Here is a 25,158-nt window from a genome sequence, read left to right as displayed (position 1 = left end):
CAGACGCAGAAAGGAAATCAAACACCAGACAATCCAGAAACGCCGCTTGCTGCATCATCAGAACGCGGCGTAGATTGAAACTGCGGCGAGCCTGATCCTCCTAAGCCAATCAAACGCTCGTGTTCCAAATCATTCGATGACGGACATGGTGATCCTGGTTCTGTCGTTCGTCGGTATCTACTCGCTGCGGAACTCCGCCACCGATTGTGCCATTGCAGCTGTTTTTGGTGTGATGGGTCTGATCTTGAAACGACAGAACCTTCCGATTGTCCCGATCATTCTGGGCATGGTTCTTGGTGGAATTATGGAAGTGAAGCTGCGCTCGGCCATGGCTCGGGTTCGTGATCCGCTGGACTTTGTTGACCGGCCAATCGCGGCAGGTCTGGCCTTGGCCATCGTCCTGCTGATCGGTTTCCATTTCTGGGGTGTTATTCGCGAACGTCGCGTCGCCCAGCCGGAAATGGAACATGACCACGACATCCACGACAGTCAGCAAAGCTGATCCGCACTCGGAAAAGGAGCGCAAAATGGCACGATTTGACGGAAAAACCGTTCTGATTACCGGGGCCGGTACAGGTATCGGGTCAGCGATTGCACGCAGGCTTAGCGCAGAAGGAGCCAATGTAGCCGTTATGGGGCGACGGGCAGAGCCGTTGGAAGCGGTCGCCGGACCAATCAACGGGTTGGTTGTACAGGCTGATGCAGCAAATGCCGATCAGGTGAAGGCCGCGTTGGAAACGATCAACGCCCGCTTTGGCGCACTGGATGTGCTTGTCTGCAATGCAGGCGGGTTCGGCTTTGGAACGCTGACTGACAATACAAACGATGATTGGAACAAATCTGTTCAAGCCAATCTGAATACGGCGATGGTGACTGCCCGCGCTGCGATGCCAGATCTTATCTCGCAAAATGGCAACATCCTGATGATGGCTTCAATTGCAGGTCTGGCCGCAGGTCCAGAGGCTTGCGGTTATGTCACCATGAAACATGCCTTAATTGGTCTGGCGAAATCCATCACCCGCGACTACGGACGAAAGGAAGTGCGTTGCAACACAATCTGTCCTGGATGGGTACGCACCGAGATGGCTGATAGTGAGATGGAGGAGCTTGTTGAACGCAGGGGTCTTTCATCGATTGACGAAGCCTATGCCCTGGTGACCCGTGATGTACCACTGGGCAAACCGGCGATGCCGGAAGATATCGCCCATGCCGCTGCGTTCCTGTGTTCTGACGAGGCTGCCCTTATCTCGGGTGCGGTGCTGACCATTGATGGCGGGGCGACCATTGTCGATGTTCCCACAATCGCTTTTGCTGACAAGTAACAAGCCTTTAGAGAGGTTCCCCCATGCTAGATCAATCCCGCATAGACGAACTGCGCCACGCACCGGTTCCTCCGTTTCAACACATTATTGATGGCGAAAAACGCGACGCCTCTGACGGAGAAATGCTGGAGGTGATTTCACCCCTGAATGGTCAAGTCCTGACCACTATGGCGCGTGGAACAGTCGAAGATGCCAATCTCGCCATCGCCGCTGCACGCCGCGCCTTCGATGATGGCCGTTGGTCCGACATGGCCCCGGCGGCGCGAAAGAAAGTGTTGCTGAAATGGGCGGAGCTGATCGAGGAACACGCATTGGAAATTGCGGTTCTGGGCGTCCGAAACAATGGCACCGAAATCAGTATGGCCATCAAAGCTGAGCCTATGTCGGCGGCACACACAATTCGTTACTACGCCGAGGCGATTGACAAAATCTATGGAGAGGTTGCTCCGACTGATCCTTCCGTTCTGGCGTTGGTTCATCGTGAACCGGTAGGTGTTGTCGGCACGATCGTCCCTTGGAACTTCCCGCTGATGATCGGCTCGTGGAAGTTTGCACCGGCACTTGCAGCCGGGAACACCGTTGTGCTGAAGCCCGCAGAAACCGCGTCATTGACGCTGGTGCGACTGGCTGAACTGGCGCTGGAAGCTGGCATGCCTCCGGGGGTGTTCAATGTGGTTACCGGCAAAGGTTCGGTGGTTGGAGAGGCCATCGGGCTGTCGATGGACGTAGATGTCATAGTCTTCACCGGCTCAGGATTTATTGGCCGAAAACTGCTGGAATACTCCGCACGCTCTAATCTGAAGCGCTGTTATCTGGAGCTTGGTGGAAAATCCCCCAATATCGTCTTCGCGGATGCCCCGGATCTGGACGAAGCTGTCAAGGTATCGGCCAATGGTATTTTCCGCAACTCCGGTCAAGTCTGTATCGCGGGATCCCGTCTGTTGGTGGAACGATCAATCCATGACGAGTTTGTAGAAAAACTGGCAACCTTTGTCGAAACTCTCCGGCCCGGTGACCCACTGAATATCGCTTCGACTGCAGGTGCGGTAAACTCATTAAGTCAATTGAACCAGAACCTTGGTTTTGTGGAAGAAGCACGTGGTCTGGGGCGGGGCATCCGCACCGGCGGGATCCGTATTCTGGAAGAAACGGGTGGCTATTTCATGGCCCCGACGGTTGTAACGGGGGTTCACCGCACCGACCGGCTGGCAACGGATGAAGTGTTCGGCCCGGTTCTTGCAGTCATTCCCTTTGACACCGAAGAAGAGGCAATCAAAATTGCCAATGGAACCGATTACGGTCTGGCATCCGCAGTATGGACGTCGAACTTGTCGCGCGCCCATCGCATGATCCGGGCCATTCAGGCAGGGGTTGTCCATGTAAACACCTATGGAGGGGCCGACACAACGGTTCCATTGGGTGGCGTCAAGCAGTCTGGCAACGGTCATGACAAATCGCTGCACGCCTTTGACAAGTATTTCGAGCTGAAAACAGCTTGGATCAAACTTTGAACCTGAAAGGCGGCCTATGACCAATCGAACTATTCTTGTCGTTGGGACCTATGACACCAAAGATGATGAACTGAACTTCATCTCTGATGTGATCCGTGAACAGGGTGGATTGGTGAAAACCATGGACATCAGTGTGCTTGGCGACCCCAGTCACCCCACTGATTACTCCAAGCATCAGGTGGCAGAGGAGGGTGGCCACACAATACAGGAAGCCATTGATGGCGGTGACGAAAACCTTGCGATGCAGATCATGGCCAAAGGTGCAGCCCTGCTGGTTGCACGGCTGCACCATGAGGGCGTGTTCGATGGCGTTTTGGTTTTGGGCGGTTCAATGGGGACCGATCTGGCCCTTGATCTGTGCTGTGCCTTGCCCATTGGTGTACCTAAATACATCGTCTCAACTGTCTCTTTCTCGCCGATGATCCCGCCCGAGCCGCTGCCGGCAGACGTTCAGATGATCCTTTGGGCTGGTGGTCTTTACGGGCTTAACTCGGTCTGCGAAGCCTCTCTCCGTCAAGCCGCTGGCGCGGTTCTGGGGGCCGCACGCGCTGCCCGTCCGATGAAGAAAGACCGCCCTATAATCGGGATGACATCCTTCGGCAAAACAGTCTTGCGCTATATGGTGCACCTGAAGCCCGCCCTTGAGGCGCGCGGGTTTGAACTGGCCGTTTTCCATGCTACGGGCATGGGAGGGCGCGCATTTGAAAGCCTTGCTTCAAAAGGTGAATTCGCCGCCGTTTTGGACTTTGCACCGCAAGAAGTCGGCAACCACATGTTGGGATCAGCCATCAGCGCCGGCGAAGATCGCATGACCAATGCGGGCAAGGCTGGTGTGCCGCAGATTGTTTCGATTGGGTGTTATGATCTAGTCGATTTGGTAGGCTGGCATCCCGTTCCTCCAGCGTTGGCGGATCATGACCTTCATGACCACAACCGACTAATTACTGCGGTCAGCATGAGCGCCGAGCAAAGGCGCGAGATGGCACGCACCATGTGCGCAAAACTTTCTGAAGCAACCGGCCCGACTGTTCTGCTTGTGCCGCTCAGAGGCGGTAACGAATGGGACAGGGCCGGGGCGATTTTGGAAGATGCAGAGGGACTTGCAGGATTCATCGAAGAGCTGAGAAAAAACTGTCCGGAAAACGTAACACTTGTGGAAATTGACAGCCATATCAACGATGTCGAGTTTTCAGACAAGACCTTGGAGATTCTGGATACCTAGCGCTCTGATCATGTGATCTGATTGGGTTGCCCGACTATTCAACGTGAACGTCACAATCTGAACGAGCGCCCCAGCAAAAGCTGCGATATCCGCGCTCGGAGAGAGTTCGTTGTTTTGAAGGGTCGCGGCAAGATTTGCGTGAAACCGCTCTTCAACTTGCTCGACAAAGCTGCGCGCAATGTTACACGCCGCCCCAAACGCTGTTTTAGTCACACCGACAATTGAAAGGACCGCATGACTTTGCCTTGCCCGCCTGCCATTAGACTGGCGATTGCGCCGTCACGAACTTCCAGTTCAACCTGAATCAAACTGGGCGAAGGGGTTTCCATGAACATGCCCTGTTCAATCAGAAACCCGTGCTGACGGCGGTGACCCAGGTCGTGCAGGACACAGGCCAGCGGCCCTGCGGCCATTCCCGTCGCGGCCTCTTCATCAATGGCATATCGGGGGGCGAACATGCGTGCAGTAGCGTCGCGCCCGTCCGAGCATTGGGCCGTTGTGAACACATAATATCCTATCAGGTCCAGACGGTCGCTGATCGTTTTGATCTGCTCGAAATCGGGTTTGATCGAAGCCAGAGTTTCCCTGTCAGCTACTCCGATCACGACAAAACTGTTGCCGGTATTGACCAGAACGGGCGGCATTTCGTGATCCAGATTGCTCGGGGACAACCCCAAAGAGCCCAAAACGTCCTGCAAACTGACACCCTGAGAGGTCCAATCTTCTGGCGTTTCATATCTAGGGGCCAACTGTTCCATAAACGCGGCACCATCCTTGATCAGAATCCGGCGCGGGCCGTCCACAGTTTCTTTTGAGGTTACAGGATCAGGAATACGGCCAAGTGCTTCCAGATGGGAAAAAGCGGCAATGGTCGCATGGCCGCAATGCGCGATCCTGCGGTTCGGGGTGAAGAAGTCCAGTTTGAAACCTTCGGTCGCGGATTGCGAGACAAAAGCGGTTTCGGACAGGCCAACCTGTGACGCGACCTTCAGCATCTGCGCCTCGGTTAACCCGTCGGCATCCAGAACAACCCCGGCAGGGTTGCCCCCTAGCCCGTTGTCCACAAAACCGTGCACGATCTGAACAGTCACGTTTTGGCCGATGGCTTGGCTTACATTCATGGCATTTCTCCCATTTCCTGCGGGCGCTTTTGCCTTAGCGGAGTGATTGTGTCTTCGCCTGAGACATAGTGTGTTTCAATTGTTGGCAGAATGATATTAAGCTTGAATTTATTATTCACTATTTTGGAATAATTACATGGACAAGTTTCGCGCGCTTCTGGTCTTTTCGAAGGTGGCCGACCTGGGTGGCTTTGCTGCTGCTGCGCGCAACCTGAACATGTCGCCACCGGCTGTGACGCGCACCATTTCGGTACTGGAGGGCGAGTTGGGCGTCCGTTTATTCGTAAGAACGACACGATCTGTCATGTTGACCGAAAGCGGGCGCAGATTTCTGGAAGATGCCAAGCGCATTCTCGTTGATCTGGAACAGGCAGAAAACGCTGCGGTCGGGACCTATGCGGAACCTAAAGGATTGCTCAACCTCACTTCGTCTGTGTTGTTTGGCAGATTGTTCATCACACCAATTCTTGCTGATTTTCTGGGGCACTATCCCAAAATCGAGGCGCGAACGCTGTACGTGGACCGGATCGTGAATTTAATAGACGAAGGTGTGGATGTTGGCGTCAGGATAGGTCCGCTTGCGGATTCCAGCCTTATGGCGGTGCGTTGCGGTTCTGTCAGACAGGTTGTTTTTGCAGCACCCGAATACCTTGAACAAGCAGGCGAACCCGAAAGCCCGGATGACCTGAACAGACATGTCCTGATCAATTCCCTAGCCCTGTCGCCGTCAGGCCAGTGGCAGTTTGACCACCTGGGCAACCCGAAGCTTGTGCGTGTTCATCCACGGATCAGCATGAATACCAACGATGCTGTAATCGAAATGGCACTTCGCGGTCAGGGTCTGGCCCGGCTTTTGTCCTATCAAGTCGCACCATATCTGGCGGACGGACGGCTAAAGGCAGTGTTATCTGATTTTGAACCGGCTCCTGCACCGGTTCACATCGTGCACCACGAAGGGCGGATGGTGTCCGCAAAGATTCGCGCATTTGTCGATTTTGCCGCAAGCCGCCTGAAACGTGAGGCAGCACTGGAATACTGAAGCGTCGAACTTCGACCTGCCACTTTTACCGCAGCTTGGGGAGGTTTCTGTGTCGGCAGGCGGCCGAAGGCGTCACACTTTTCTTAAGGCGTATATGCAATCGTAGGAACGACTTAGGAATAACAGCGAGAGGAACTGAGGAGTTGGTGTCTGACGCCTAAAAACTCGAACTACTCAAATACAAGCCGGTGAGTTTCGATTGAAAGCTGGAATGGCGAAATCATTCCGGCCGGTGAACGCTATCCCAACAACACAATGCGAACGAAACGAACCAAAGGCGCGTATGTCCTTGCTCTGGTGGTTTGAGTTTCATTTGCCCACGAAGGATCACGTCAAATCACCCAGTGGGGCCAAAACTTTCGGTGTGAATATGTTCCTGAGAGATGCCCCGGCGTTCCAGATCGGCCTGGATCTCGGCCATGAAACCGACAGGGCCGCACAGAAAGTAATGCGCGCTGGCATCGTTGATCAGTTGCGCCAGAAGCGCCCCATCGACACGGCCATGCGAGTCATAGTCCACTCCGAACTCATCCTCTGACGTTGGTTGGCTATAGGCCACATGCGTCGTGATCCCAGGCCGTCCGGAGGCCAGATCGTGAACTTCACCGGCCATTGGATGGTGCTGACCGTCCCGAGCGCCATGGATGAACCAGACAGGGCGGTTGCCGCGCTCGTCTGCGACCTTATTCAGAATGCTCAACATTGGTGTGATACCAACACCAGCGCTGACCAGAACCAATGGGCACCGGTCGCAAGTCATTGTGAAATCACCCGCTGGCCGACGGCTATTGATGATTGCGCCCGGTTCCAGATGATCGTGCAGAAACTGCGATGCGATCCCTTTTGGCTCACGCTTGACCGTAATCCGATAGCGATGATTGTTCGGTCCGTTACTGAGCGAATAGGTCCGGCGCACCGGTTCGGCGATCCCTGGAATTTCAAGCTCGATTGGCAGGTATTGCCCGGGCTCGAACCCAGCCAAGTGGCCACCGTCGCGGGCTTCGAATACAAACGAGGTGACATCGACGCTTTCACGGATCTTTTCGATCAGGCGGAGCGACCGGACAGAATCTGCATCCGAAGTCCATCTGAGGCTGACTGCCGCGCGGATTTCCACGACCTCGTCAATCTCCAGTGTCACCAGCCGCCGCGCCCCAGGGAAATTTGTGATCTCATCGCTGGCCCAGTCGATCGAGGCGACGCCGGTCAGTTGCAGCAAGCTGCCGCTTTCGAAATCGACGAACAGAAATCCCGCCCTTGGGTCGAGCAACAGGTTGCCGATTGTGTTGAAGTGGTTATTGCCGGCATAGTCGGGAAACCGCAGCCGCCGGTTGTCCAGAACCTGCACGAAACCACGGTCGCCACCGCGATGGGACGCATCCATCCCGTAAGTCGGGCTTTCGCCCTCTTCGCGATAGCCGCTGGCGATAAAGAAAGTATCGGCTGTTTCGATCCACCGGGTCTGATCCGACGTCAAATACTGGCCGCGTGTCATTGGTCCGGGCCTCGAATCTTCAACCCGGCGCCATGCGCGTTCACGGATATACTGCGGGCAGTTGCCAAAGGTCTGGTCAACGTGAAAATCAAAACCGGTCGGAGTGACGCGTCCGGCGCGGCCATTGATGCGGTTGCGCCGACGCGTGGCCAGTTCAATACCAAGGATGCCAACATCGCTTTTGGGGTGAAGGGCACCGTGCAACGCATCGCCTTGGGTTGGCAAGGCAGTAATGGAAAGCGTTTTGTTATCTGGTGCAGAGACGAACCCGTCTGGCCCTTCCAATAACGTAACCCAGGGCCGACCTTGCGCATCGCGCGCGGCCATCACAAGAAACGGCAGGGCGGTATGAAGATCCCGATGCTGTTCGGGCATGTGGTCGCGGACAACTTTCCGTGCCCAGTGTTCAATGTCGCGAACACCCAGCCGCGCCTGCGCCATGTGTTCACCCCGATGAAAAGGGGAAGTGCTGCTGTCGCTGGGTTCGATGGAAATCATGGGGTCTCTCCTGGGGCGGCACGGTTTGGAGGCATACGCCCGGTCCTGACGGCCGGGCGCGCTCTGGTGTCAGGCGGCGAGGCCGACCTTGGTGCTTTGCATGGCCACAAAGCCGGGCAACGCCTCAACCCGGGCCAGCAGGGCACGGATATTGGGATAATCATCCAGTGAAACGTTTCCCTCAGGCGCATGGGCCGAATAGCTGTAGATCGCGACATCAGCGATGGATGGGCTGGTTCCGACCAGCCAGTCGCGTCCGTTCAAATGCGCCTCAAGCCGGTCAAAGGCGGATTTGGCGATGGCCTTGGCACGTTCTGCATCCAGTTGAGCGCCAAAAACGGTGATCAATCGTGCTGCCGCAGGGCCGTGGGCGATGTCGCCGGCGGCCAGCGACAAGAACTTCTGAACTTCCGCCTCGCGCACCGGATCAGTCGGCAGCCAATCAGGCGCGTATTTCCGCGCAAGGTACACGAGGATAGAGTTGGAGTCGGCGATCGCGATTTCACCGTCCTCAATCACCGGCACCTGCCCGGCAGGGTTCAGGGAAAGAAACGGCTCTTTCTTGTGTTCGCCAGACAGCAGGTCGACATCGATCAGCTCGTGATTGATGCCACCAAGCTTGGCGAATAGTTCCACCCGGTGTGAATGCCCGGACAAGGGATGACGGTGGATACGGATGGCGTTTGGCATGTCAGTTTCCTTTCGGAGGAGTTTCCTGGGAGCGAGCTGGCGATGTTCGTCAGCGGTCACTGGCTAGAACATGGCAAAACCTTTTTTAGTTATAATCCTGCGTTTTATTCAGTAACTATGAACAAATTGGGTATAATTGACCAAACACCAACCTGACGAAGGAGCGCTGCGTTGGATACAATTGACACGATGCGGGCATTTATGGCGGTTGCTCATGAGGGCTCGTTCACTGCCGCGGGGCGGCGGCTGGGCCTGTCTACCAAACTGGTCAGCAAGTATGTTGCCCAGTTGGAGGCCAAGCTATCGGCGCAACTGTTCAACCGGACAACCAGAAGCGTTTCGCTGACAGACGTCGGCATCGCGTACCTTGAACGCTGCCGCCCGATCGTGGAACAAATCGACGAGCTGGAAGACCTTGTTCAGGAGCGGCAATCGGCACTGGCCGGGCCAATCCGAATAACCGCACCAACCGGGTTCGGCAGCATCAACCTGACTCAGGCTTTGGCTTCGTTTCTGCGGGCACATCCGAAGGTCGATATCGACCTTAAACTGTCGGACTCGCGCGTGGCGCTTGTTGAAGAGGGGTTCGATCTTGCCATACGGATCGGGGTGTTGCGGGATTCGACCCTGATTGCGCGGAAGCTGTCCGATATGCCGCTGATCGTCTGCGCGTCGCCTGATTATCTGGCGGAAAGGGGGCGTCCGGGTGATCCGATGGCACTGGCCACACATAACTGCCTGATTGACGAAAATCCAGCCGACGCAACAGCATGGAGGTTTCGAGCCGGGACAAGGGATATTGTGGTCAAGGTGGCGGGAATGTTTCATGCCAATGCCCCGGCGGCGATTGCCAACATGGCGATTGCCGGGCTGGGTATTGCGCGTTGCCCGCACTATGTGATTGCCCGCAGTCTGGAAGAGGGTACCCTGGAGCGCCTGTTTCAGGACTATGAAACGGAAAATTTCGGCCTTTATGCGCTCTATCCACCCAATCGTCACCTGACGGCCCGGGTGCGCGCGTTGATTGATTTTCTGGCGCAGCATTTTCGATCAGGCTGACATCCAGCAGCTGAAACGGATCCACAGTCCAGCCACAACCGCGGTGGTTGTTCCGCAAAGTCTTGAGAACGTTAGGCAGAGCTTTCGTTTTGGTGCATGAGATGAAGAGTATTTCCCGCTTTGTCGAAAGCGCGGTAGAGATCCATCCATTTTCCATGCACACGGACCTATGTGGCGTCCATGCGCCAAGAATTCAGTGTAGGACGCTTCATCGATTGCGCGCGGTGCGATCATCGGCGAAAACCGCGTGACCCACATGTTCTATGTAGCATGGTCCACGCGCAATCCCCGTTCGCCATGATTTCCTCAAGGCCGCGACAGAAAACAGTCTACCTCAGTAGAAATACACGGCTTACAAAGCCACACCTTTGGGAAAGTGGCGGCTTTTCAAGAAGATCACATAGAAACCCATTCGCTGCGGCTTCGAAGGCAAAGAGAAACCGAATACAGACTTTCACCAACCTCGCTCGAAAGCTTGACACCCCCGTCGCTGTTAGTCTGCCTTGGCGGGCAATATCCGGCGCCGCCAGACGCAGGCACCGGGCAGCGATGATGTCGCGCGGTCTACATCAGATCGTTTTCAACGTCTTCCGCAGATATTCCCAATGCGTCCAAACCATTCTCAAGGTGGTCAGACATGTGCGGTGTTCCGATCAGGTAGTCTGCACAAGGGGTCGATGCCTCGGACTTGGCGGTGGCGATGGCCTCGGCCAGATCTTCCGCAAAAAAGCTCTCACGCCCGATCCACATGATGGCGACCAGTTCAGCCTGCTCGTCTTCGCTCATGCGGTCGATGAACGCCCGCAATTCGCCCTCGGCCCGGTTCAGTTCGCGGCCCATCATGGCGACCTGGGCGACTTTTCTTGCCGAGATTTCCAACATCTCTTCGACTCCTCGTGTTCGCGGTTGTTACGCCATCACAACCACCGACGGGGGCCCGCGTCTTTGATCTTGAACAAACAGGCTGGTCACTGCCCCACACGCGTTACTGAGTGATCAGGCACCGGTTCCCTGCGAAACGGACGGAAGGTGGCTTTTTTCAGCCACAACCTGAAGGCCTGCCAGAGGATCAGCGCAAAAATGCGACGCGAACCGAAAGGGCGACGCAGAAAAGACCAAAGGATCGCCCTGCTGGTAAATGGCTGGCGCGGTCCGGTCAGCGTCGCGATCAACCCGCCATCCGCGCGCGTGTAATCGATCCACACACCAACCCGATCCGGGCTGTAGTCAAAGCGGAACGTATAGCTGCCTTCAATCTTCTGGAAGGGCGAGACATGCATCACCTTTTCGGCCGCCAATCGGTCGGTTGGTCTGATGGTCGAAAAATCCGGCTTATGGCACAGATAACTGTGGCGCGTTCCAAAGGTGTTCGTCACCTCGGCCACCACGGCGTAAAGGTGATCATCGCGGTCAAAGCAGAACCAGAAACTGACGGGATTAAAAACGTGGCCCAGCACCCTTGGCTGGGTCAGCAGCATGACCTGCGCGGGTTGCGGAATGTCCATCTCGGCAAATCGCGCACGCAACCAAGCGGCGCCATAGCCTTGACCCGGCTTTCCGCCGTGATCGCGGATGCGCCAGTTGGTAACATTCGTCCGGTTCATGGAAAACAGAAAAGGCGTGGCCAACCGGGCTTCGGGATCAAACAGGATGTAATCGACAGAATACCGGAAGGCGTTGTCGATTGCCCCCTTGCGCCCGTGATAAGTGTGGCCTGCAACATGATCTATCTTTTTTGCCATCCGGTGTCTTCTGGTCCTTGCACAACCGCCAGAGCAGTCGCGATTTCATTTTTGCCGCTGGAGTTCATATTACGAGACTTGGCCGGGAACGGATCAAAATGTTCCGATAAAGTGATCCGGCTTGGGACATGCGCCGTAATGTGGTTATGTTTACCGAGACCAATACAGCGACCTTGGACGGACCAGCGGTTGAAACACCCGCCCCTCAACCTTGGCGCGTCCACAAACGCATCAAGGGTAGGCGGGTGAACGAAATCAACAGCAAGCGCGAGACCAGGGCCGAATGGGTGAACCACGTCAGACGCATCCGAGATGCGCAGGATCAAGCGGCATTTGCCGAGCTGTTCCAGCACTTCGCGCCGCGTATCAAGGCGTTCCTGATGAAGTCAGGGGCTGATGCCGCCATGGCAGAAGAATGCGCGCAAGAGGTGATGGCGACCTTGTGGCACAAGGCGCACCTTTTCGACCCGACGCGTGCCACCGTGGCCACATGGGTGTTCACCATCGCTCGGAACAAGCGCATTGACGTGCTGCGCAAGCAACGCCGCCCTGAACCCGAAGATCTGGGTTGGGGGCCCGAGGCTGAGCCTGATCAGGATGACGTCATCGCGCTGCAACAGGAAACTGCGCAACTGCGCACTGCCTTGAAAGCGTTGCCGGATGCACAGCGGGACCTGATTGAGAAGGCATATTTCGGCGACCTGAGTCACCGGGAAATTGCGTCACAAACCGGGTTGCCGCTGGGAACGATCAAATCACGCATACGGCTGGCGCTGGACCGCTTGCGCCACGCGATGAACTGAGATGAGTAAGATGAGCAAGTTGATCAAACATCACCTGACAGATGACCTGCTGATGGCCTATGCCGCAGGCGGTCTGCCCGAAGCCTTCGATCTGATGGTCGCCACGCATCTGTCCCTGTGCGACCACTGCCGCGCGCGCGCAGAAAGCTATGACGCCGTTGGCGGGCATGTTCTGGACGAGCAGAGTGAGGGTGTCTGCATGAGTGAAACTTCACTGGCGGCCACGATGGCTTTGATCTCCCAAGGTGCTCCGGCGCCCAAGCCCGTTCGCCCGGGATGTGCAGTTCTGCCGGCCCCGTTGCAGGATTACGTGGGCGGAACAGTCAAGGACATCCGCTGGAGGTCGATAGGTATGGGCGTCAAACAGGCGATCCTGCCGACCACCAAAGACGCCACCGCCCGCTTGCTTTTCATTCCGGCCGGTGCTGCCGTGCCGGATCATGGCCACAACGGCATGGAGCTGACAATGGTTCTGCAAGGGGCTTTCTCGGACGAGGTTGACCATTTTGCCCGTGGCGATGTTGAAATCGCTGACGAGGATCTGGAACACACACCTGTCGCGGATATCTCGGAAGACTGCATATGCCTGGCGGTTACGGATGCGCCGCTGAAATTCAACAAGCTGATGCCGCGCCTTTTCCAGCCCTTTCTGCGTATCTGAACGCTTGCAGGCACTGGTCCATCAGAACCGGCCCGGTGCCGGTTCAGTTCTTCAACAGGATGTTCAGCCTTCGTGACGTGCCAGTGGCACAACCTCTGTTTCAGTATCGGGCGCGATTTCTTCGAAGTCGAAATTATCCAGCCGCTGCGCCCGGCGGCCGGCCTTTTCGGCACTGATCTTGATCTCCGAGATATCCTTGGCCGCCTGCCCGAAGTGACGGTCGAGGTTTGAAACGCGGTCGCCCAGACGGTCCACGTCCTTGTGCAGCAATCCTAGTTCTTTGCGGATCGCACCGGCCTGTTCACGCATGCGCGCATCTTTCAGGATCGCCCGCATCGTGTTCAGCGTGGCCATACAGGTGGTGGGCGAGACGATCCAGACCCTTGCGGCAAACCCTTCGCGCACCACATCGGGCAGGCGGGCGTGCAGCTCGGCATAGATCGCTTCGGACGGGACGAACATCAGGGCACCGTCAGCGGTTTCCCCGTCGAGGATGTATTTCTCGGAAATCGCCTTGATATGCACTTTCACGGCAGCGCCAAAAGCCCGCAGGCATCTTTCAACATCTGCCTTGCTCTGCGCGGCGGCAAGTGCCTCGAAATCCTCAAGCGGGAATTTCGCGTCAATCACGATCGGGCCGGGCGGGTTTGGCAGATGCACGAGGCAATCTGCACGCCTGCCGTTCGACAAGGTGGCTTGCAGCGAATAGCTGTCTGCGGGCAGTGCCTTGGACACGATATCGTTCAGCTGAATCTCACCAAACATCCCGCGCCGCTGCTTGTTTGACAGGATATCCTGAAGGCTGAGAACATCGCCCGACAGTTTCGTGATATTGTCCTGCGCCTTGTCGATGGCGGCCAGACGTTCCTGCAACTGCGTCAGTGATGTCGCCGTCTGCTTTGACGAACCGTGCAGGGTTTCCTTCATCCGTTCCTGCATTTCGGCCAGCGCGCGCGCCGATTTCATCGCGTTGTCCGCCAGCCGGTCATTCATCTGCTGCTGAACCGAGGACAAGCGTGCCTCGACCGTCTGGATCACCTGTACCTGCGCGTTGGCCTGCGTGTCCGAGACATGCTGCAAGCCGCCGCGCAACTGTTCCTGCCCCTGCCCCAGCTGCTGCACATGCTGACCCAGAAGCGCCAACTGCCGCGCCAGCGGTTCCGCCATCCGGGCCGAGCGATTGGCAGCGCGCAACGACAGGAACAGCAGCAGCAGGATCAGCGCGACTGTTCCGCCCGCAACCAGAATCACGGGATCATTCAGCGCTATTTCAATACCTGCAATCTGGATCATGGGGTTCAGTATGTTCTCGTTTTGTTTCTATCTTCTTAAGGCCTGTTTGACACCAAATCAACTGCGCCCGAACAGGCGTTCGATATCGCTTAGCTTCAGTTCCACATATGTGGGTCGCCCGTGATTGCACTGGCCGGAATGCGGCGTCGCCTCCATCTCGCGCAGCAGGGCGTTCATTTCCTCGGCCCGCATCCGGCGGCCGGACCGGACCGAGCCGTGGCAGGCAACCCGGCTGAGGATCGCCTCGATCCTTGCCTGCACCATCTGGGTTTCGCCCTGATCGGCCAGTTCGTCGAGGATATCCAGGATCATCGCGCGCGCATCGACCTCGCCCAGAATGGCCGGGGTTTCGCGCACGGCAATGGCGCCTCCGCCAAAGGGTTCGATGGTCAGCCCCAAACGGGACAGATCATCACAGACAGCCATCAGGCGGGCGCAGTCACCTTCGGACAACTCAACAATCTCGGGGATCAAAAGCGCCTGTGCCGCGACGCCTGTCTCGGCCATCTGTGTTTTCAGCTTTTCATAGACCAGCCGTTCATGCGCGGCGTGCTGATCAACGATCACCATTCCATCGGCAGTCTGGGCGATGATGTAGTTTTCATGCACCTGCCCGCGCGCAGCGCCCAGCGGAAGGTTTTGCGCATCAGGCTCCTGACCCTGTGATACGGGTGCAACCGGGGTCGGATCGACAATGCTGCCGCTGTAATCATGCGCCAGTTCCGCAAAACCCGGAGCCTGCGCCCGGTACGCGGCCTGGCGCGCTGCGGGCGACGGGCGATCCATCTGATAGACCCGCGCTGGTGCAGACTGCGCGGGTTCCGGTCGCATCGCACCCAGGGTCGCATTGGCCACGGTCGATGACGCACGATGCCCTGCCTCGGCCAAAGCGTGGCGCAGGCTGGATACGATAAGCCCGCGTGCAACGCCGGGATCGCGGAACCGGACCTCGGACTTGGCGGGATGAACGTTCACGTCAACCAATGTCGGGTCGCAGTCGATGAACAATGCCGCCGCCGGGTGACGGTCCCGGCTGAGGAAATCGAAATAAGCCGCCCGCAAAGCACCGGTCAGCATCTTGTCCCGCACGGGACGCCCGTTGACAAAAAGGTACTGCGCCACCGCAGCGCCACGGGAATAGGTCGGCAGGGCCGCATAGCCAAAAAGCCTGAGACCGTCGCGCGTGGCATCGATCCGCAGCGCATTCTCGGCAAACTCGCGCCCGATCACACGGGCAAGACGGGCGTGCAGGGCGTCAAACAGGTCGCCATTCTCGCGATCCGCGCGGAAGATCACACGGCCTTCGCCACCGCCCGAGACATCGCGCAGGGTAAATGTGACGGATGGTTCGGCCATCGCCAGCCGTTTCACCATGTCCGTGATCGCCTGTGCCTCGGCCCGGTCGGTGCGCATGAATTTCAGCCGGGCGGGGGTGGCGAAGAACAGATCGCGCAGCTCGACCACCGTACCCGCGCGCAGGGCGGCAGGCTTGACCGACCCCGTCTTGCCACCTGCAACATGGATCTGCGCCGCATCCAGACCCGGCACTCGGCTGGTTATGGTCAAGCGTCCGACAGCCCCCAACGAGGGCAGGGCTTCGCCTCGAAATCCGAAGGTGTGGATATTCAGCAGATCCGATCCATCAATCTTTGATGTGGCATGGCGCGACAGGGCAAGCGGCAAATCTTGGGCCGGGATGCCGCACCCATCGTCGGTCACGCGGATCAGTGTCTTTCCCCCGTCGGCGATTTCGACGGCTATACGCGTGGCCCCAGCATCAAGCGCATTCTCGACCAGTTCCTTGACCGCCGAGGCCGGGCGTTCCACCACTTCACCCGCCGCAATACGGTTGATGGCAGCATCGTCAAGCTGTCTGATCACGGGGCGATTTTCGCTGATATTGGGGTTTGTCTGCGCCATACCCCTAGACCTAGCACAACCGCGCACGATTCTGCCACCGGTTTGAGCATGTCTTCTGATCGGAAAGGGGCGCCCGGATGGCCGTGAATGAATCCCCATTCCGTACCATCCGGGCCTACCAGAGTGAGTGGTGTGTTCAGCTAATCAATGGGCAGCCTCTAGCACGAGACTTCCCAAAAATCTGCTTAAGATTAACCTTAACGGCATCTGGGCAGAGTTTGGCCGATGACGCATGGGCATCTGCGGCAGGAAAATGCCGTCTCAGGCTGACGTCTGAACACCAATGCGTGTGCGGCATGGGCCAAACATGGCCGCCAGCGCCAGGATCAGCCCGGACATCGTTGCGATCATCCCTGCCGCACTGACCGCATCCGCCGCGCCCAGCCACAGGGGCCCGTAGCCTGCCAGCACATACCCCGTCACGGCAGAGGTTACGGCGATCACGACACTCCAGCCAATCTGCGCCTCAAGCCGGTTGGTCAGCATCCGCGCAGCTGCCGGAGGGCAGATAAACATCGCGATCACGATGATCGAGCCCACAGCGTCAAAAGCGGCAACCGCCGCGATAGACGCAGTAATGACGAGCGCCATGCCCAGAAGCCCCGTGCGAATACCAATCGTGCGGGCGAAACCTTCGTCAAAGGTGGAAATTTTCAGCGGCCGCCAGAACAGCCATGTAAACAGCATCACACCCACCAGTGTCAGCGCAATACGGGGCAGTTCCGGGGGCAATCCGGCAAGGGCCTGAGCGTCCAGCAACGAAGACCACCCGGTCGCGTCCAGCCAGATCAGGCTTTCGAGATTGCCGTAAAGCGCATGTTCCACATCCAGATGCACGGTTGACGTATCCGTCTGCTCAAGCAGCAGGACGCCTGCCGCGAACATGGTGGTAAAGACCACGCCCATGGCAGCCCCGGGTTCGATCTGCCCCAATCGGCGAATGGCCTCGATCAGGACCACGGCCAGAACCGCGGCCCCTGCCGCACCCAACATCATCGGCCAGGTGGATATGGCCCCGGTCAACAGAAACGCAACAACGATACCCGGCAGAACCACATGGCTGATCGCATCGCCGATCAGAGCCTGTTTTCGCAACACAAGAAAGTTGCCGGGCAAGGCACAGGCGATGGCTGCGAATGTTCCGATCAGCAGCGGTGTCAGAGACAGCGGAACGAATTCTTCACCACTCATGCCGGTATCCCCTGCGGTCCGCCAATCTGGCGGTCGATCTCATCAATCTGGTCGCGTGTCAGAACGGTTTCGATATCGCGCAATCCGTCATATAGCGCAGCTGTCGCCTCGTGCGCCTGATCGGCGCGCACGATTTCCCATCGCTTTTCATCCCGCAGGGCCTTGGCCGCGCGGGCCTTGCCGGTGTCCGTCGCCACGCCATCCGCCCGGACCAGCCCGGCACGCCGCAGCAAACGCAGGGTCAGGGGTTCATAGATCTTCTGCCCTTGTGCCAGCGCCAGAAGTCCCTGACGAATATGCACCCGGCGCTGAAACCGCAGATGCCGCAGCACCGCCGCCAGAACGCCGCGCATCGGGGCGAAGAAGAGGGATGCAAGGAAAAAGGCAAAGCTGACCAGTACGATGATCGGGCCGGTTGGAAGATTGGGCGCAGATGCGGATATGGCAGCGCCGATATATCCGGCCAGACCACCTGCCAACCCGGCCAGCAGAACAACGCGTTCCGAGCGGTCAGACCAGAACCGGGCGGTCACCGCCGGAATGATCAGCAACGCCACGATCAGAATCAGGCCGACGATTTTCAGACCGACCACGGTCACGGCCATGACCAGCCCCATCATGGCCAGGTCGATACGATGCACCGGCAACCCGCGCGCCGCTGCGTATTCGGGATCGAATGCGACAAGGGTCATCGGACGGCGGATGATCAGCACCAGAGCCAAGGTCAAGGCACCACCAAGTGCGATGATCACCGCATCGGCCCACAGCATTCCGGCGGTCGAGCCCAACAGGAAACCTTCCAGCCCGGCCTGGCGGCCAACCCCCATGGTTTGGATGACCGTCAGCAGCACGATCCCAAAGCCGAAGAACACGGACAGGACCGCACCGATCGCGGCGTCCTCGGCCAGGCGGGTGCGCCGTGTCAGCCAATTCATGCACAACAGACCAACCCAGGCAGAAATAGCGGACCCCACCAAAAGGCCCGGCAGGTTGCGCCCGTCCCCGCCCAGCGCGACCAGCACCATGAAAGCGATACAGACGCCCGGCAGGGTTGCATGGCTGATGGCGTCGCTGACCAGAGCACGCTTGCGCAGAAATAGGAATGTCCCTGTCACGCCCGCCGACACGCCAAGCAATGTCGCACCGATGGCAACCAGCGTGGCGTTATAGCCTAGCTGAAGGGTCAGAGCATCCCAAAGCATGAACTATCCCAGCGCGCGTGAAATCTGATCGATCTGTGCCGTCGCCAACCTGCCACCATAGGCCGATTGCAGCGAATCCGCCGTGAACGCCTCGGCCACCGGCCCCTCGGCCACCTTGCGGGTATTGATCAGGAAAACGTGGTCGAAATAGTCGGTCACGGTGGCCAGATCGTGATGCACGACAACCACTGTCTTACCGGCCTCTTTCAGGGATTTCAGCACCGCGATGATGGCTTTTTCGGTGGCGGCGTCGACACCGGCAAACGGCTCGTCCAGCAGGTACAGATCAGCATCCTGAGCCAGAGCACGCGCCAGAAACACACGCTGTTGCTGGCCACCGGACAGCTGGCCAATCTGGCGATCCGCGAAATCGCGCATTCCCACACGGTTCAGGCAATCCATCGCACGGGCCTTGTGGCGCGCGCGCAAGCGGCCCAACAGGCCCAGTTCACGCGACAGACCCATCAGAACCACGTCGATCACACGTGTCGGGAAATCCCAGTCCACACTGGCACGCTGGGGAACATAGGCAACACGTGCGCGTTGCGAATTCAGCGGCTGACCAAATACGGTCACCTGCCCCGACAAAGGCGTAACGATGCCAAGCGCCGCCTTGAGCAGCGTTGACTTTCCAGCGCCGTTTGGCCCGATAATGGCGGTCATCGCGCCGGGCTCAACCGTCATATCAACCGAAAAGACCGCTGGCTTCTGCCCGTAGGAAACCGTCAGGCCCCGCACAGCCAGAGGGCTGTTATCCAGATTTTGTTCCTGGATCGTCACACCTTCGTTGCTGATCAGCCCCAGCATCTTTCAGAACCCCGCTGACAGTATTCCGTTCATGCCGCGATCGGGAACATCCCCGCCCAATGCGCCTGCGATGACGGTGATATTGTGATCCAGCATCCCGATATAAGTGCCTTCGTAAGTGCCATCCTCGCCCATGGCGTCCGAGAACAACTCGCCCCCGACCTTCACCTCGTGCCCTTTGGCTGCGGCCCCTTCGATCAGCGCGCGGATCGACCGGTCAGAAACCGAGCTTTCGACGAAGACCGCCGTGATCCGGCGATCAACCAACAGGTCAACCAACTCTCCGATCCGGTTCAGGCCCGCCTCGGATTGGGTCGAGATGCCCTGAATGCCCAGAACCTCGAACCCGAAACTTTCACCGAAATAGCCAAAGGCGTCGTGGGCGGTGACCAGAACCTTGTTGTGATCCGGTACCGAAGACAGGGTTTCCTCGGCATAGGCCGTCAGACGATCTATGTCCGCCAGATGGGCTTGTGCGTTCGCGGCAAAAACCTCTGCTGCTTCGGGGCGTGCCTCCGTCAGCGCACGCTGCACTTCCAGAACAACCTCGCGCCACAGCGCGGGTGTCATCCAGACATGCGGATCATACTTGTCGGCATAATCATCATGCGCACGCAGCATGGACTTATCTACGCCCTCTGCAACCGCAATGACGGTCCGTTTCCGCTCGAGATCATGAAAGAAGTCTTCCATTTGCGCTTCGAGATACAGGCCGTGCCACAGAACCAGATCTGTCCGAGTCATCGCCACGATATCGCTGCGCGTCTGGCGATAGGCATGGGGATCAACGCCGGGGCCCATAAGCCCTCTGACCTCAACCAGATCACCGCCGACCTGACGCGCTGCATCTGCAATCATGCCCGTCGTGGCCACCACTTTCAGCGGTGCACCGGCAAACGCCATAGCTGGCACCGAAAGGGCCAGAGCCAAAAATGCAAGGCAATGCCGACGAATCATTTCCAACCTCGATTTGGATACGTGTTGGATCAAATATGAGAACCATTCGCAACTAAGTCAACGCTAATGAGAATTATTCGCAAGAAAACCTCTGTTATTTGTCCAAATGGTCAAAAATATTCGATCATTGCGCCGGAACACCTTCCATTCCCGGGCCACCCGTGCGATTTTGTCGCAAACCTCCCAAAGGACGTAACCATGGATACGCAGAGCTCAGAAAGCCCCGTGCGCACCGCGCATCTGCCGCAAGTGACCGAACCCCGGAACCCCGGAATGGAACTGGATCTGGACTGGGTGCGCGCCGTTCAGGCCAATACTTCCGCGATTGAACGCCGTGCGGCCACATTGCCGGGCCGCCGTTCGGTCAAGAAGGAATATCAGGCTGCGTGGCTGCTGAAAGCCATCACGATGATCGACCTAACCACGCTGTCGGGCGATGATACGGTGGGCCGTGTGCGCCGCCTGTGTGCAAAGGCCCGTCAGCCGGTTGCGCCTTCAGTCCTTCAGGCGCTGGACATGCCGCCGATCACGACCGGGGCGGTTTGTGTCTATCACGACATGATCGAAACCGCCGTGGACGCCCTGAAAGGCACTGGCATTCCGGTCGCTGCCGTGTCCACCGGCTTTCCCGCCGGCCTGTCCCCGTTCCATCTGCGCGTGGCCGAGATCGAGGAAAGCGTGAAGGCCGGGGCCGAGGAAATCGACATCGTAATCTCGCGCCGTCACGTGCTGTCGGGGGACTGGCAGGCCCTGTATGATGAGATGAAGGCGTTCCGCGTGGCTTGTGGCGATGCCCATGTCAAAGCCATTCTTGCGACCGGAGAATTGGGCAGCCTGCGCAATGTTGCGCGCGCCTCGCTGGTGTGCATGATGGCCGGGGCGGATTTCATCAAGACCTCGACCGGCAAGGAAAGCGTCAACGCCACCCTGCCCGTGTCGCTGGTGATGATCCGCGCGATCCGCGATTACTATGACCGCACCGGATATCGGGTCGGCTACAAGCCTGCAGGTGGTATTTCGAAAGCCAAGGACGCGCTGGTTTATCTGTCGCTGATCAAGGACGAGCTGGGTGACCGCTGGCTGGAACCGGATCTGTTCCGCTTTGGCGCCTCATCGTTACTGGGCGATATCGAGCGGCAGTTGGAACACTATGTCACCGGGGCTTACTCGGCTGGTTACAGACACTCGATGGGCTGAGCCCGCGGATATGTCTGGACAGTGAGTATTTGGGAAAAGATGAAGTCATGACAGTCAAAGAGATTTTTGAGACCATGGAATACGGCCCCGCCCCCGAAAGCGCCGCCGAGGTGCTGGCCTGGCTGGTCGATCAGGGCGACAAGTTCGGACACTATATCGACGGTGCTTTCACCAAGCCGGGCAAAGGGTTTGACAGCCGCAACCCTGCGACCGGGGAGGTTCTGGCCAAGCTGACGCAGGCCAGGCAGGCCGACGTGGACGCCGCTGTTGCCGCCGCGCGCAAGGCTCAGCCGAAATGGGAGAAACTGGGCGGCGCGGGCCGTGCGCGGTATCTCTATGCAATTGCGCGACTGCTGCAAAAGCATTCGCGTCTGTTTGCGGTGCTGGAAAGCCTCGACAACGGCAAACCGATCCGGGAATCGCGCGACATCGATATTCCGCTGGCGCAGCGGCATTTCTATTACCACGCCGGTATGGCGCAGCTGATGGAAAGCGAGCTGCCCGACGCTGAAGCGTTGGGTGTGTGCGGTCAGATCATTCCGTGGAACTTCCCCCTGCTGATGTTGGCGTGGAAGATCGCGCCTGCGCTGGCAATGGGAAATACGGTGGTTCTGAAACCCGCTGAGTATACCTCGCTGACGGCGCTGTTGTTTGCCGATATCTGCACACAGGCCGGTCTGCCGAAAGGTGTCGTCAACATCGTCACCGGAGACGGTGCCGTGGGCGAGATGATCGTGGCCTCGGACGTGGACAAGATTGCCTTTACCGGCTCGACTGTTGTGGGCCGCCGCATCCGTGAGGCCACTGCCGGATCTGGTAAGGAACTGACATTGGAGCTGGGTGGCAAATCCGCGTACATCGTGTTTGATGACGCCGATATCGACTCGGCCATCGAAGGGCTGGTGGATGCGATCTGGTTCAATCAGGGTCAGGTCTGCTGTGCAGGTTCGCGCCTGCTGGTGCAGGAAGGCATCGCCGACCGTTTCCACGACAAGCTGCGCGCCCGGATGGACACGCTGCGCGTCGGCAATCCGCTGGACAAATGTATCGACGTGGGCGCGGTTGTGGACCCGGTTCAGTTGCAGACCATCAAAGGAATGGTCGAAAGCAACACAGCGGGCCATGTGCATCAAGCTGCCTGCGATCTTCCCGCAAACGGCTGCTACTACCCGCCGACACTGATCTCGGGGCTCGAGACCTCGGACCCGTTGATGCAGGAAGAGATCTTTGGTCCGGTGCTGGTGTCTTCGACTTTCCGCACACCAGAAGAGGCCGTCGAGCTGGCCAACAACACCCGGTATGGTCTGGCGGCGACCGTCTGGACCGAGAATGTGAACCTTGCGCTGGATATCGCGCCCAAGCTGGTTGCGGGCGTCGTCTGGGTGAATGCCACCAATCTGTTTGACGCTGCTGCCGGGTTCGGCGGGGTCCGCGAAAGCGGCTTTGGCCGCGAAGGTGGTTGGGAAGGGCTGACCGCCTATACCAGACCCAAGGGTAAGGCCAAGCCGCTGGCAAAGGTCGAGGCAGCCATGGGCGAAGGGGCACCGGTCGACCCGATTGACCGCACTGCCAAGTTGTATGTCGGCGGCAAGCAGGCGCGACCCGATGGTGGTTATTCGAAACCGGTTTGGGGCAAGTCCGGCCTGCTGGGCCATGTGGGTCTTGCCAACCGCAAGGACGTGCGCAACGCGGTCGAGGCTGCGGCAGGTGCCAAAAGCTGGTCCAGAACCACCGGCCATCTGCGGGCCCAGATCCTGTATTACATCGGCGAAAACCTCTCGGCCCGCGCCGGTGAATTCGCGGCGCGGATCGACGCCATGACCGGCAGGAAAGACGGCGCGAAAGAAGTCGAGGCTTCGATCCAACGCCTGTTCACTGCCGCCGCCTGGGCCGATAAGTATGACGGCCAGGTCCATGGTGTTCCGATCCGGGGCGTGGCCATCGCCATGAAGGAACCCGTTGGCGTGATCGGTGCGCTTTGCGCGGATGAGGCACCGCTGCTGGGTCTGGTCTCGGCCATGGCGCCTGCGATTGCGATGGGCAACCGGACGGTTCTGGTGGCTTCTGAGCCCTACCCGCTGGCGGCGACGGATTTCTACCAGATCCTTGAGACTTCGGACGTCCCTGCCGGTGTGGTCAACATCCTGACGGGCAGCCATGCGGAACTGGCGAAACCGCTGGCCTCGCATCTGAATGTCGACGCGGTCTGGTCGTTTTCGTCCACCGACCTGTCGAAAGAGATCGAGGTCGTTTCAGCCGGGAACCTGAAGCGGACCTGGGTCAATAACGCGACGGCATTTGACTGGAGCATGGACCATTCCCGCCGCTTCCTTCAGGCTGCAACAGAAGTGAAAAACATCTGGGTGCCCTACGGCGAGTAGGGCTCCCGCCAAGGGAGCGTTTACTTTGGTACTACCGACTGAGAAAACCAATCGGACTTCTATCGCTCGTTTGGTGATTTTTTCTTTGGTCGGCGCATTTGCGTGCTTGGTATTCTTACTCGCAAATCGCGAAACTCTTGTGCTTCCGATGATTGAGGAGATGCGCAACGAACTCAGTCAAGAGAATGGCGCTCACCCAGTAGATCAAAGATAAAGGGCGTTACATGGATTTTTCAGGACAAACCGTCATCGTGATTGGCGGAACCAGCGGTATCAATCGCGGCATTGCCGAGGCTTTTGCGGCCTCGGGTGCCAAACTGGCCGTGGCCAGCCGGTCGCGGGAAAAGGTCGATGACACCATCGCCGCGCTGAAAGCCGCAGGCGCACAGGATGCGATTGGGGCTGCGTTTGATGTGCGTGATGCCGACGCTGTGGCGGCGGGACTGAAGCAATTCCATGACGCCTTTGGGGATTTCGATGTGCTGATCTCGGGCGCGGCGGGCAACTTCCCGGCGCTGGCGTCCGAGATGTCGGTCAACGCGTTCAAGACCGTGATCGATATCGACCTGATGGGCACGATCCACGTGATGAAGGGGGCGTATCCGTTCCTCAAACGCCCCGGTGCCAGCATCATCAATATCTCGGCCCCGCAGTCCTACCTGCCGTACGAAGGCCAGTCGCATGTTTGCGCCGCCAAGGCGGGGGTGGATCAGATCACCCGCACGCTGTCGATGGAATGGGGTGTCGAAGGGATCAGGGTGAATTCGGTTGTGCCGGGGTTCATCGAAGGCACCGAGGGTGCGAAACGCCTTGCGCCCACCAAAAACGCCCACGAAGAACTGCGCCGCGACGTGCCGTTGGGCCGCTGGGGCCAGCCGCAGGACGTGGCCAACGCCTGCCTGTTCCTCAGCTCGGATCTGGCCAGCTATATCAGCGGCACGGTTCTGGCCGTGGATGGGGCACTTTATCAGCGCGGATCGGGCAAGTTCGGCCAGATGATGGGCGATATGCTGCGGAGTATGAAAAAGGGGTGAGCCGCAACTCACC

21 protein-coding genes and 1 pseudogene are annotated in these 25,158 nt (G+C 58.3%); 11 read left to right on the top strand and 11 right to left on the bottom strand.

Translation table 11 applies throughout. The features are described from left to right. Window positions 1–118: 118 nt before the first annotated feature. From ACR0D9_RS09525 to ACR0D9_RS09510, 4 genes and pseudogenes are all read left to right on the top strand, one after another. A pseudogene (locus ACR0D9_RS09525) lies at window positions 119–502 on the top strand (tripartite tricarboxylate transporter permease); the annotation flags it as partial. A gap of 25 nt (window positions 503–527) precedes the next feature. Continuing rightward, window positions 528–1,322 (top strand): SDR family NAD(P)-dependent oxidoreductase, encoded by a 795-nt coding sequence (locus tag ACR0D9_RS09520; RefSeq protein WP_480482891.1) that lies wholly within the window; start codon window positions 528–530, stop codon window positions 1,320–1,322. 23 nt (window positions 1,323–1,345) lie between these two features. Continuing rightward, on the top strand, window positions 1,346–2,833 hold the full coding sequence (locus tag ACR0D9_RS09515; protein ID WP_480482889.1) for an aldehyde dehydrogenase: 1,488 nt from the start codon (window positions 1,346–1,348) through the stop codon (window positions 2,831–2,833). A gap of 16 nt (window positions 2,834–2,849) precedes the next feature. After that, window positions 2,850–4,055 carry a Tm-1-like ATP-binding domain-containing protein gene (locus tag ACR0D9_RS09510; RefSeq protein ID WP_480538559.1) on the top strand — a complete coding sequence of 402 codons (1,206 nt, stop codon included), beginning with the start codon at window positions 2,850–2,852 and terminating at the stop codon, window positions 4,053–4,055. 209 nt (window positions 4,056–4,264) lie between these two features. Here the strand turns inward: ACR0D9_RS09510 and ACR0D9_RS09505 are convergent, their stop codons facing one another. After that, complete coding sequence (locus tag ACR0D9_RS09505; RefSeq protein ID WP_480482885.1) at window positions 4,265–5,176, bottom strand: PhzF family phenazine biosynthesis protein; 912 nt, start codon at window positions 5,174–5,176, stop codon at window positions 4,265–4,267. A gap of 136 nt (window positions 5,177–5,312) precedes the next feature. On the opposite strand from ACR0D9_RS09505, the gene ACR0D9_RS09500 reads away from it, so the two are divergent. Next, window positions 5,313–6,215, top strand: a complete 903-nt coding sequence (locus ACR0D9_RS09500; RefSeq protein ID WP_480538557.1) for a LysR family transcriptional regulator — start codon at window positions 5,313–5,315, stop codon at window positions 6,213–6,215. A 337-nt stretch (window positions 6,216–6,552) separates the two neighbouring features. Here ACR0D9_RS09500 and ACR0D9_RS09495 read toward each other — a convergent pair whose 3' ends face one another. After that, the gene (locus ACR0D9_RS09495; RefSeq protein WP_480538555.1) at window positions 6,553–8,208 is read right to left on the bottom strand and encodes an FAD-binding oxidoreductase; all 1,656 of its coding nucleotides are present in this window, start codon (window positions 8,206–8,208) and stop codon (window positions 6,553–6,555) included. A 69-nt stretch (window positions 8,209–8,277) separates the two neighbouring features. Next, entirely contained in the window at window positions 8,278–8,898 is a 621-nt protein-coding gene (locus ACR0D9_RS09490) for a glutathione S-transferase family protein (RefSeq protein WP_480487750.1), read from the bottom strand. 171 nt (window positions 8,899–9,069) lie between these two features. Here ACR0D9_RS09490 and ACR0D9_RS09485 point away from each other — a divergent pair, with 171 nt between their 5' ends. Further along, the gene (locus tag ACR0D9_RS09485) at window positions 9,070–9,957 is read left to right on the top strand and encodes a LysR family transcriptional regulator (RefSeq protein ID WP_480482877.1); all 888 of its coding nucleotides are present in this window, start codon (window positions 9,070–9,072) and stop codon (window positions 9,955–9,957) included. A gap of 564 nt (window positions 9,958–10,521) precedes the next feature. Here the strand turns inward: ACR0D9_RS09485 and ACR0D9_RS09480 are convergent. Together ACR0D9_RS09480 and ACR0D9_RS09475 are read right to left on the bottom strand one after the other, a co-directional pair. After that, window positions 10,522–10,839 (bottom strand): DUF3775 domain-containing protein, encoded by a 318-nt coding sequence (locus ACR0D9_RS09480; RefSeq protein ID WP_209505065.1) that lies wholly within the window; start codon window positions 10,837–10,839, stop codon window positions 10,522–10,524. 86 nt (window positions 10,840–10,925) lie between these two features. Next, window positions 10,926–11,699 carry a DUF1365 domain-containing protein gene (locus ACR0D9_RS09475; RefSeq protein ID WP_480538553.1) on the bottom strand — a complete coding sequence of 258 codons (774 nt, stop codon included), beginning with the start codon at window positions 11,697–11,699 and terminating at the stop codon, window positions 10,926–10,928. A 146-nt stretch (window positions 11,700–11,845) separates the two neighbouring features. Here ACR0D9_RS09475 and ACR0D9_RS09470 point away from each other — a divergent pair, with 146 nt between their 5' ends. Together ACR0D9_RS09470 and ACR0D9_RS09465 are read left to right on the top strand one after the other, a co-directional pair. Next, window positions 11,846–12,502: a sigma-70 family RNA polymerase sigma factor gene (locus tag ACR0D9_RS09470; protein ID WP_480538572.1), complete on the top strand. Its 657-nt coding sequence runs from the start codon at window positions 11,846–11,848 to the stop codon at window positions 12,500–12,502. A gap of 10 nt (window positions 12,503–12,512) precedes the next feature. Continuing rightward, a complete protein-coding gene (locus tag ACR0D9_RS09465; RefSeq protein WP_480538551.1) occupies window positions 12,513–13,163 on the top strand; it encodes a ChrR family anti-sigma-E factor in 651 nt (216 codons plus the stop codon). 63 nt (window positions 13,164–13,226) lie between these two features. Here ACR0D9_RS09465 and ACR0D9_RS09460 read toward each other — a convergent pair whose 3' ends face one another. The 6 genes from ACR0D9_RS09460 to ACR0D9_RS09435 all read right to left on the bottom strand — a co-directional run bounded on the left by ACR0D9_RS09460 (window position 13,227) and on the right by ACR0D9_RS09435 (window position 20,533). After that, window positions 13,227–14,456: a DNA recombination protein RmuC gene (locus ACR0D9_RS09460; protein ID WP_267363487.1), complete on the bottom strand. Its 1,230-nt coding sequence runs from the start codon at window positions 14,454–14,456 to the stop codon at window positions 13,227–13,229. A gap of 57 nt (window positions 14,457–14,513) precedes the next feature. Then, window positions 14,514–16,376: a DNA mismatch repair endonuclease MutL gene (gene mutL / locus ACR0D9_RS09455; protein ID WP_480538549.1), complete on the bottom strand. Its 1,863-nt coding sequence runs from the start codon at window positions 16,374–16,376 to the stop codon at window positions 14,514–14,516. Between the two features lie 261 nt (window positions 16,377–16,637). After that, complete coding sequence (locus tag ACR0D9_RS09450) at window positions 16,638–17,567, bottom strand: metal ABC transporter permease (RefSeq protein WP_480538547.1); 930 nt, start codon at window positions 17,565–17,567, stop codon at window positions 16,638–16,640. Further along, window positions 17,564–18,769: a metal ABC transporter permease gene (locus tag ACR0D9_RS09445; RefSeq protein ID WP_209505071.1), complete on the bottom strand. Its 1,206-nt coding sequence runs from the start codon at window positions 18,767–18,769 to the stop codon at window positions 17,564–17,566. Before ACR0D9_RS09445 ends, ACR0D9_RS09450 begins: the two co-directional genes overlap by 4 nt. A 3-nt stretch (window positions 18,770–18,772) precedes the next feature. Beyond that, window positions 18,773–19,576, bottom strand: coding sequence for a metal ABC transporter ATP-binding protein (locus ACR0D9_RS09440; protein ID WP_480538545.1), 804 nt, complete (start codon window positions 19,574–19,576; stop codon window positions 18,773–18,775). Between the two features lie 3 nt (window positions 19,577–19,579). Then, the gene (locus tag ACR0D9_RS09435; protein ID WP_480538544.1) at window positions 19,580–20,533 is read right to left on the bottom strand and encodes a metal ABC transporter solute-binding protein, Zn/Mn family; all 954 of its coding nucleotides are present in this window, start codon (window positions 20,531–20,533) and stop codon (window positions 19,580–19,582) included. Window positions 20,534–20,731: 198 nt separating this feature from the next. Here ACR0D9_RS09435 and deoC point away from each other — a divergent pair, with 198 nt between their 5' ends. From deoC to ACR0D9_RS09420, 3 genes are all read left to right on the top strand, one after another. Then, on the top strand, window positions 20,732–21,730 hold the full coding sequence (deoC, locus tag ACR0D9_RS09430) for a deoxyribose-phosphate aldolase (RefSeq protein ID WP_480474226.1): 999 nt from the start codon (window positions 20,732–20,734) through the stop codon (window positions 21,728–21,730). A gap of 47 nt (window positions 21,731–21,777) precedes the next feature. Then, complete coding sequence (locus ACR0D9_RS09425) at window positions 21,778–24,111, top strand: aldehyde dehydrogenase family protein (protein WP_480538542.1); 2,334 nt, start codon at window positions 21,778–21,780, stop codon at window positions 24,109–24,111. A gap of 224 nt (window positions 24,112–24,335) precedes the next feature. Beyond that, window positions 24,336–25,145, top strand: a complete 810-nt coding sequence (locus ACR0D9_RS09420) for an SDR family oxidoreductase (RefSeq protein ID WP_480538540.1) — start codon at window positions 24,336–24,338, stop codon at window positions 25,143–25,145. The last annotated feature ends 13 nt before the right edge of the window (window positions 25,146–25,158 follow it).

It is taken from the genome of Ruegeria sp. AK11 (assembly GCF_056541095.1).
Note: the sequence above shows the minus strand (reverse complement) of the source record. Positions and strands in the feature narration are given on the sequence as shown.

Bases quoted from the DNA above. Each gene is read 5' to 3' on its own strand.
- ACR0D9_RS09460 (WP_267363487.1), bottom strand. From the start codon at position 14,456: ATGATCCAGATTGCAGGTATTGAAATAGCGCTGAATGATCCCGTGATT.
- ACR0D9_RS09420 (WP_480538540.1), top strand. From the start codon at position 24,336: ATGGATTTTTCAGGACAAACCGTCATCGTGATTGGCGGAACCAGCGGT.
- deoC (WP_480474226.1), top strand. From the start codon at position 20,732: ATGGATACGCAGAGCTCAGAAAGCCCCGTGCGCACCGCGCATCTGCCG.
- ACR0D9_RS09515 (WP_480482889.1), top strand. From the start codon at position 1,346: ATGCTAGATCAATCCCGCATAGACGAACTGCGCCACGCACCGGTTCCT.
- ACR0D9_RS09520 (WP_480482891.1), top strand. From the start codon at position 528: ATGGCACGATTTGACGGAAAAACCGTTCTGATTACCGGGGCCGGTACA.
- ACR0D9_RS09505 (WP_480482885.1), bottom strand. From the start codon at position 5,176: ATGAATGTAAGCCAAGCCATCGGCCAAAACGTGACTGTTCAGATCGTG.
- ACR0D9_RS09465 (WP_480538551.1), top strand. From the start codon at position 12,513: ATGAGCAAGTTGATCAAACATCACCTGACAGATGACCTGCTGATGGCC.
- ACR0D9_RS09490 (WP_480487750.1), bottom strand. From the start codon at position 8,898: ATGCCAAACGCCATCCGTATCCACCGTCATCCCTTGTCCGGGCATTCA.
- ACR0D9_RS09510 (WP_480538559.1), top strand. From the start codon at position 2,850: ATGACCAATCGAACTATTCTTGTCGTTGGGACCTATGACACCAAAGAT.
- ACR0D9_RS09470 (WP_480538572.1), top strand. From the start codon at position 11,846: ATGTTTACCGAGACCAATACAGCGACCTTGGACGGACCAGCGGTTGAA.
- ACR0D9_RS09440 (WP_480538545.1), bottom strand. From the start codon at position 19,576: ATGCTGGGGCTGATCAGCAACGAAGGTGTGACGATCCAGGAACAAAAT.
- ACR0D9_RS09445 (WP_209505071.1), bottom strand. From the start codon at position 18,769: ATGCTTTGGGATGCTCTGACCCTTCAGCTAGGCTATAACGCCACGCTG.
- ACR0D9_RS09450 (WP_480538547.1), bottom strand. From the start codon at position 17,567: ATGAGTGGTGAAGAATTCGTTCCGCTGTCTCTGACACCGCTGCTGATC.
- ACR0D9_RS09495 (WP_480538555.1), bottom strand. From the start codon at position 8,208: ATGATTTCCATCGAACCCAGCGACAGCAGCACTTCCCCTTTTCATCGG.
- ACR0D9_RS09480 (WP_209505065.1), bottom strand. From the start codon at position 10,839: ATGTTGGAAATCTCGGCAAGAAAAGTCGCCCAGGTCGCCATGATGGGC.
- mutL (WP_480538549.1), bottom strand. From the start codon at position 16,376: ATGGCGCAGACAAACCCCAATATCAGCGAAAATCGCCCCGTGATCAGA.
- ACR0D9_RS09435 (WP_480538544.1), bottom strand. From the start codon at position 20,533: ATGATTCGTCGGCATTGCCTTGCATTTTTGGCTCTGGCCCTTTCGGTG.
- ACR0D9_RS09500 (WP_480538557.1), top strand. From the start codon at position 5,313: ATGGACAAGTTTCGCGCGCTTCTGGTCTTTTCGAAGGTGGCCGACCTG.
- ACR0D9_RS09425 (WP_480538542.1), top strand. From the start codon at position 21,778: ATGACAGTCAAAGAGATTTTTGAGACCATGGAATACGGCCCCGCCCCC.
- ACR0D9_RS09475 (WP_480538553.1), bottom strand. From the start codon at position 11,699: ATGGCAAAAAAGATAGATCATGTTGCAGGCCACACTTATCACGGGCGC.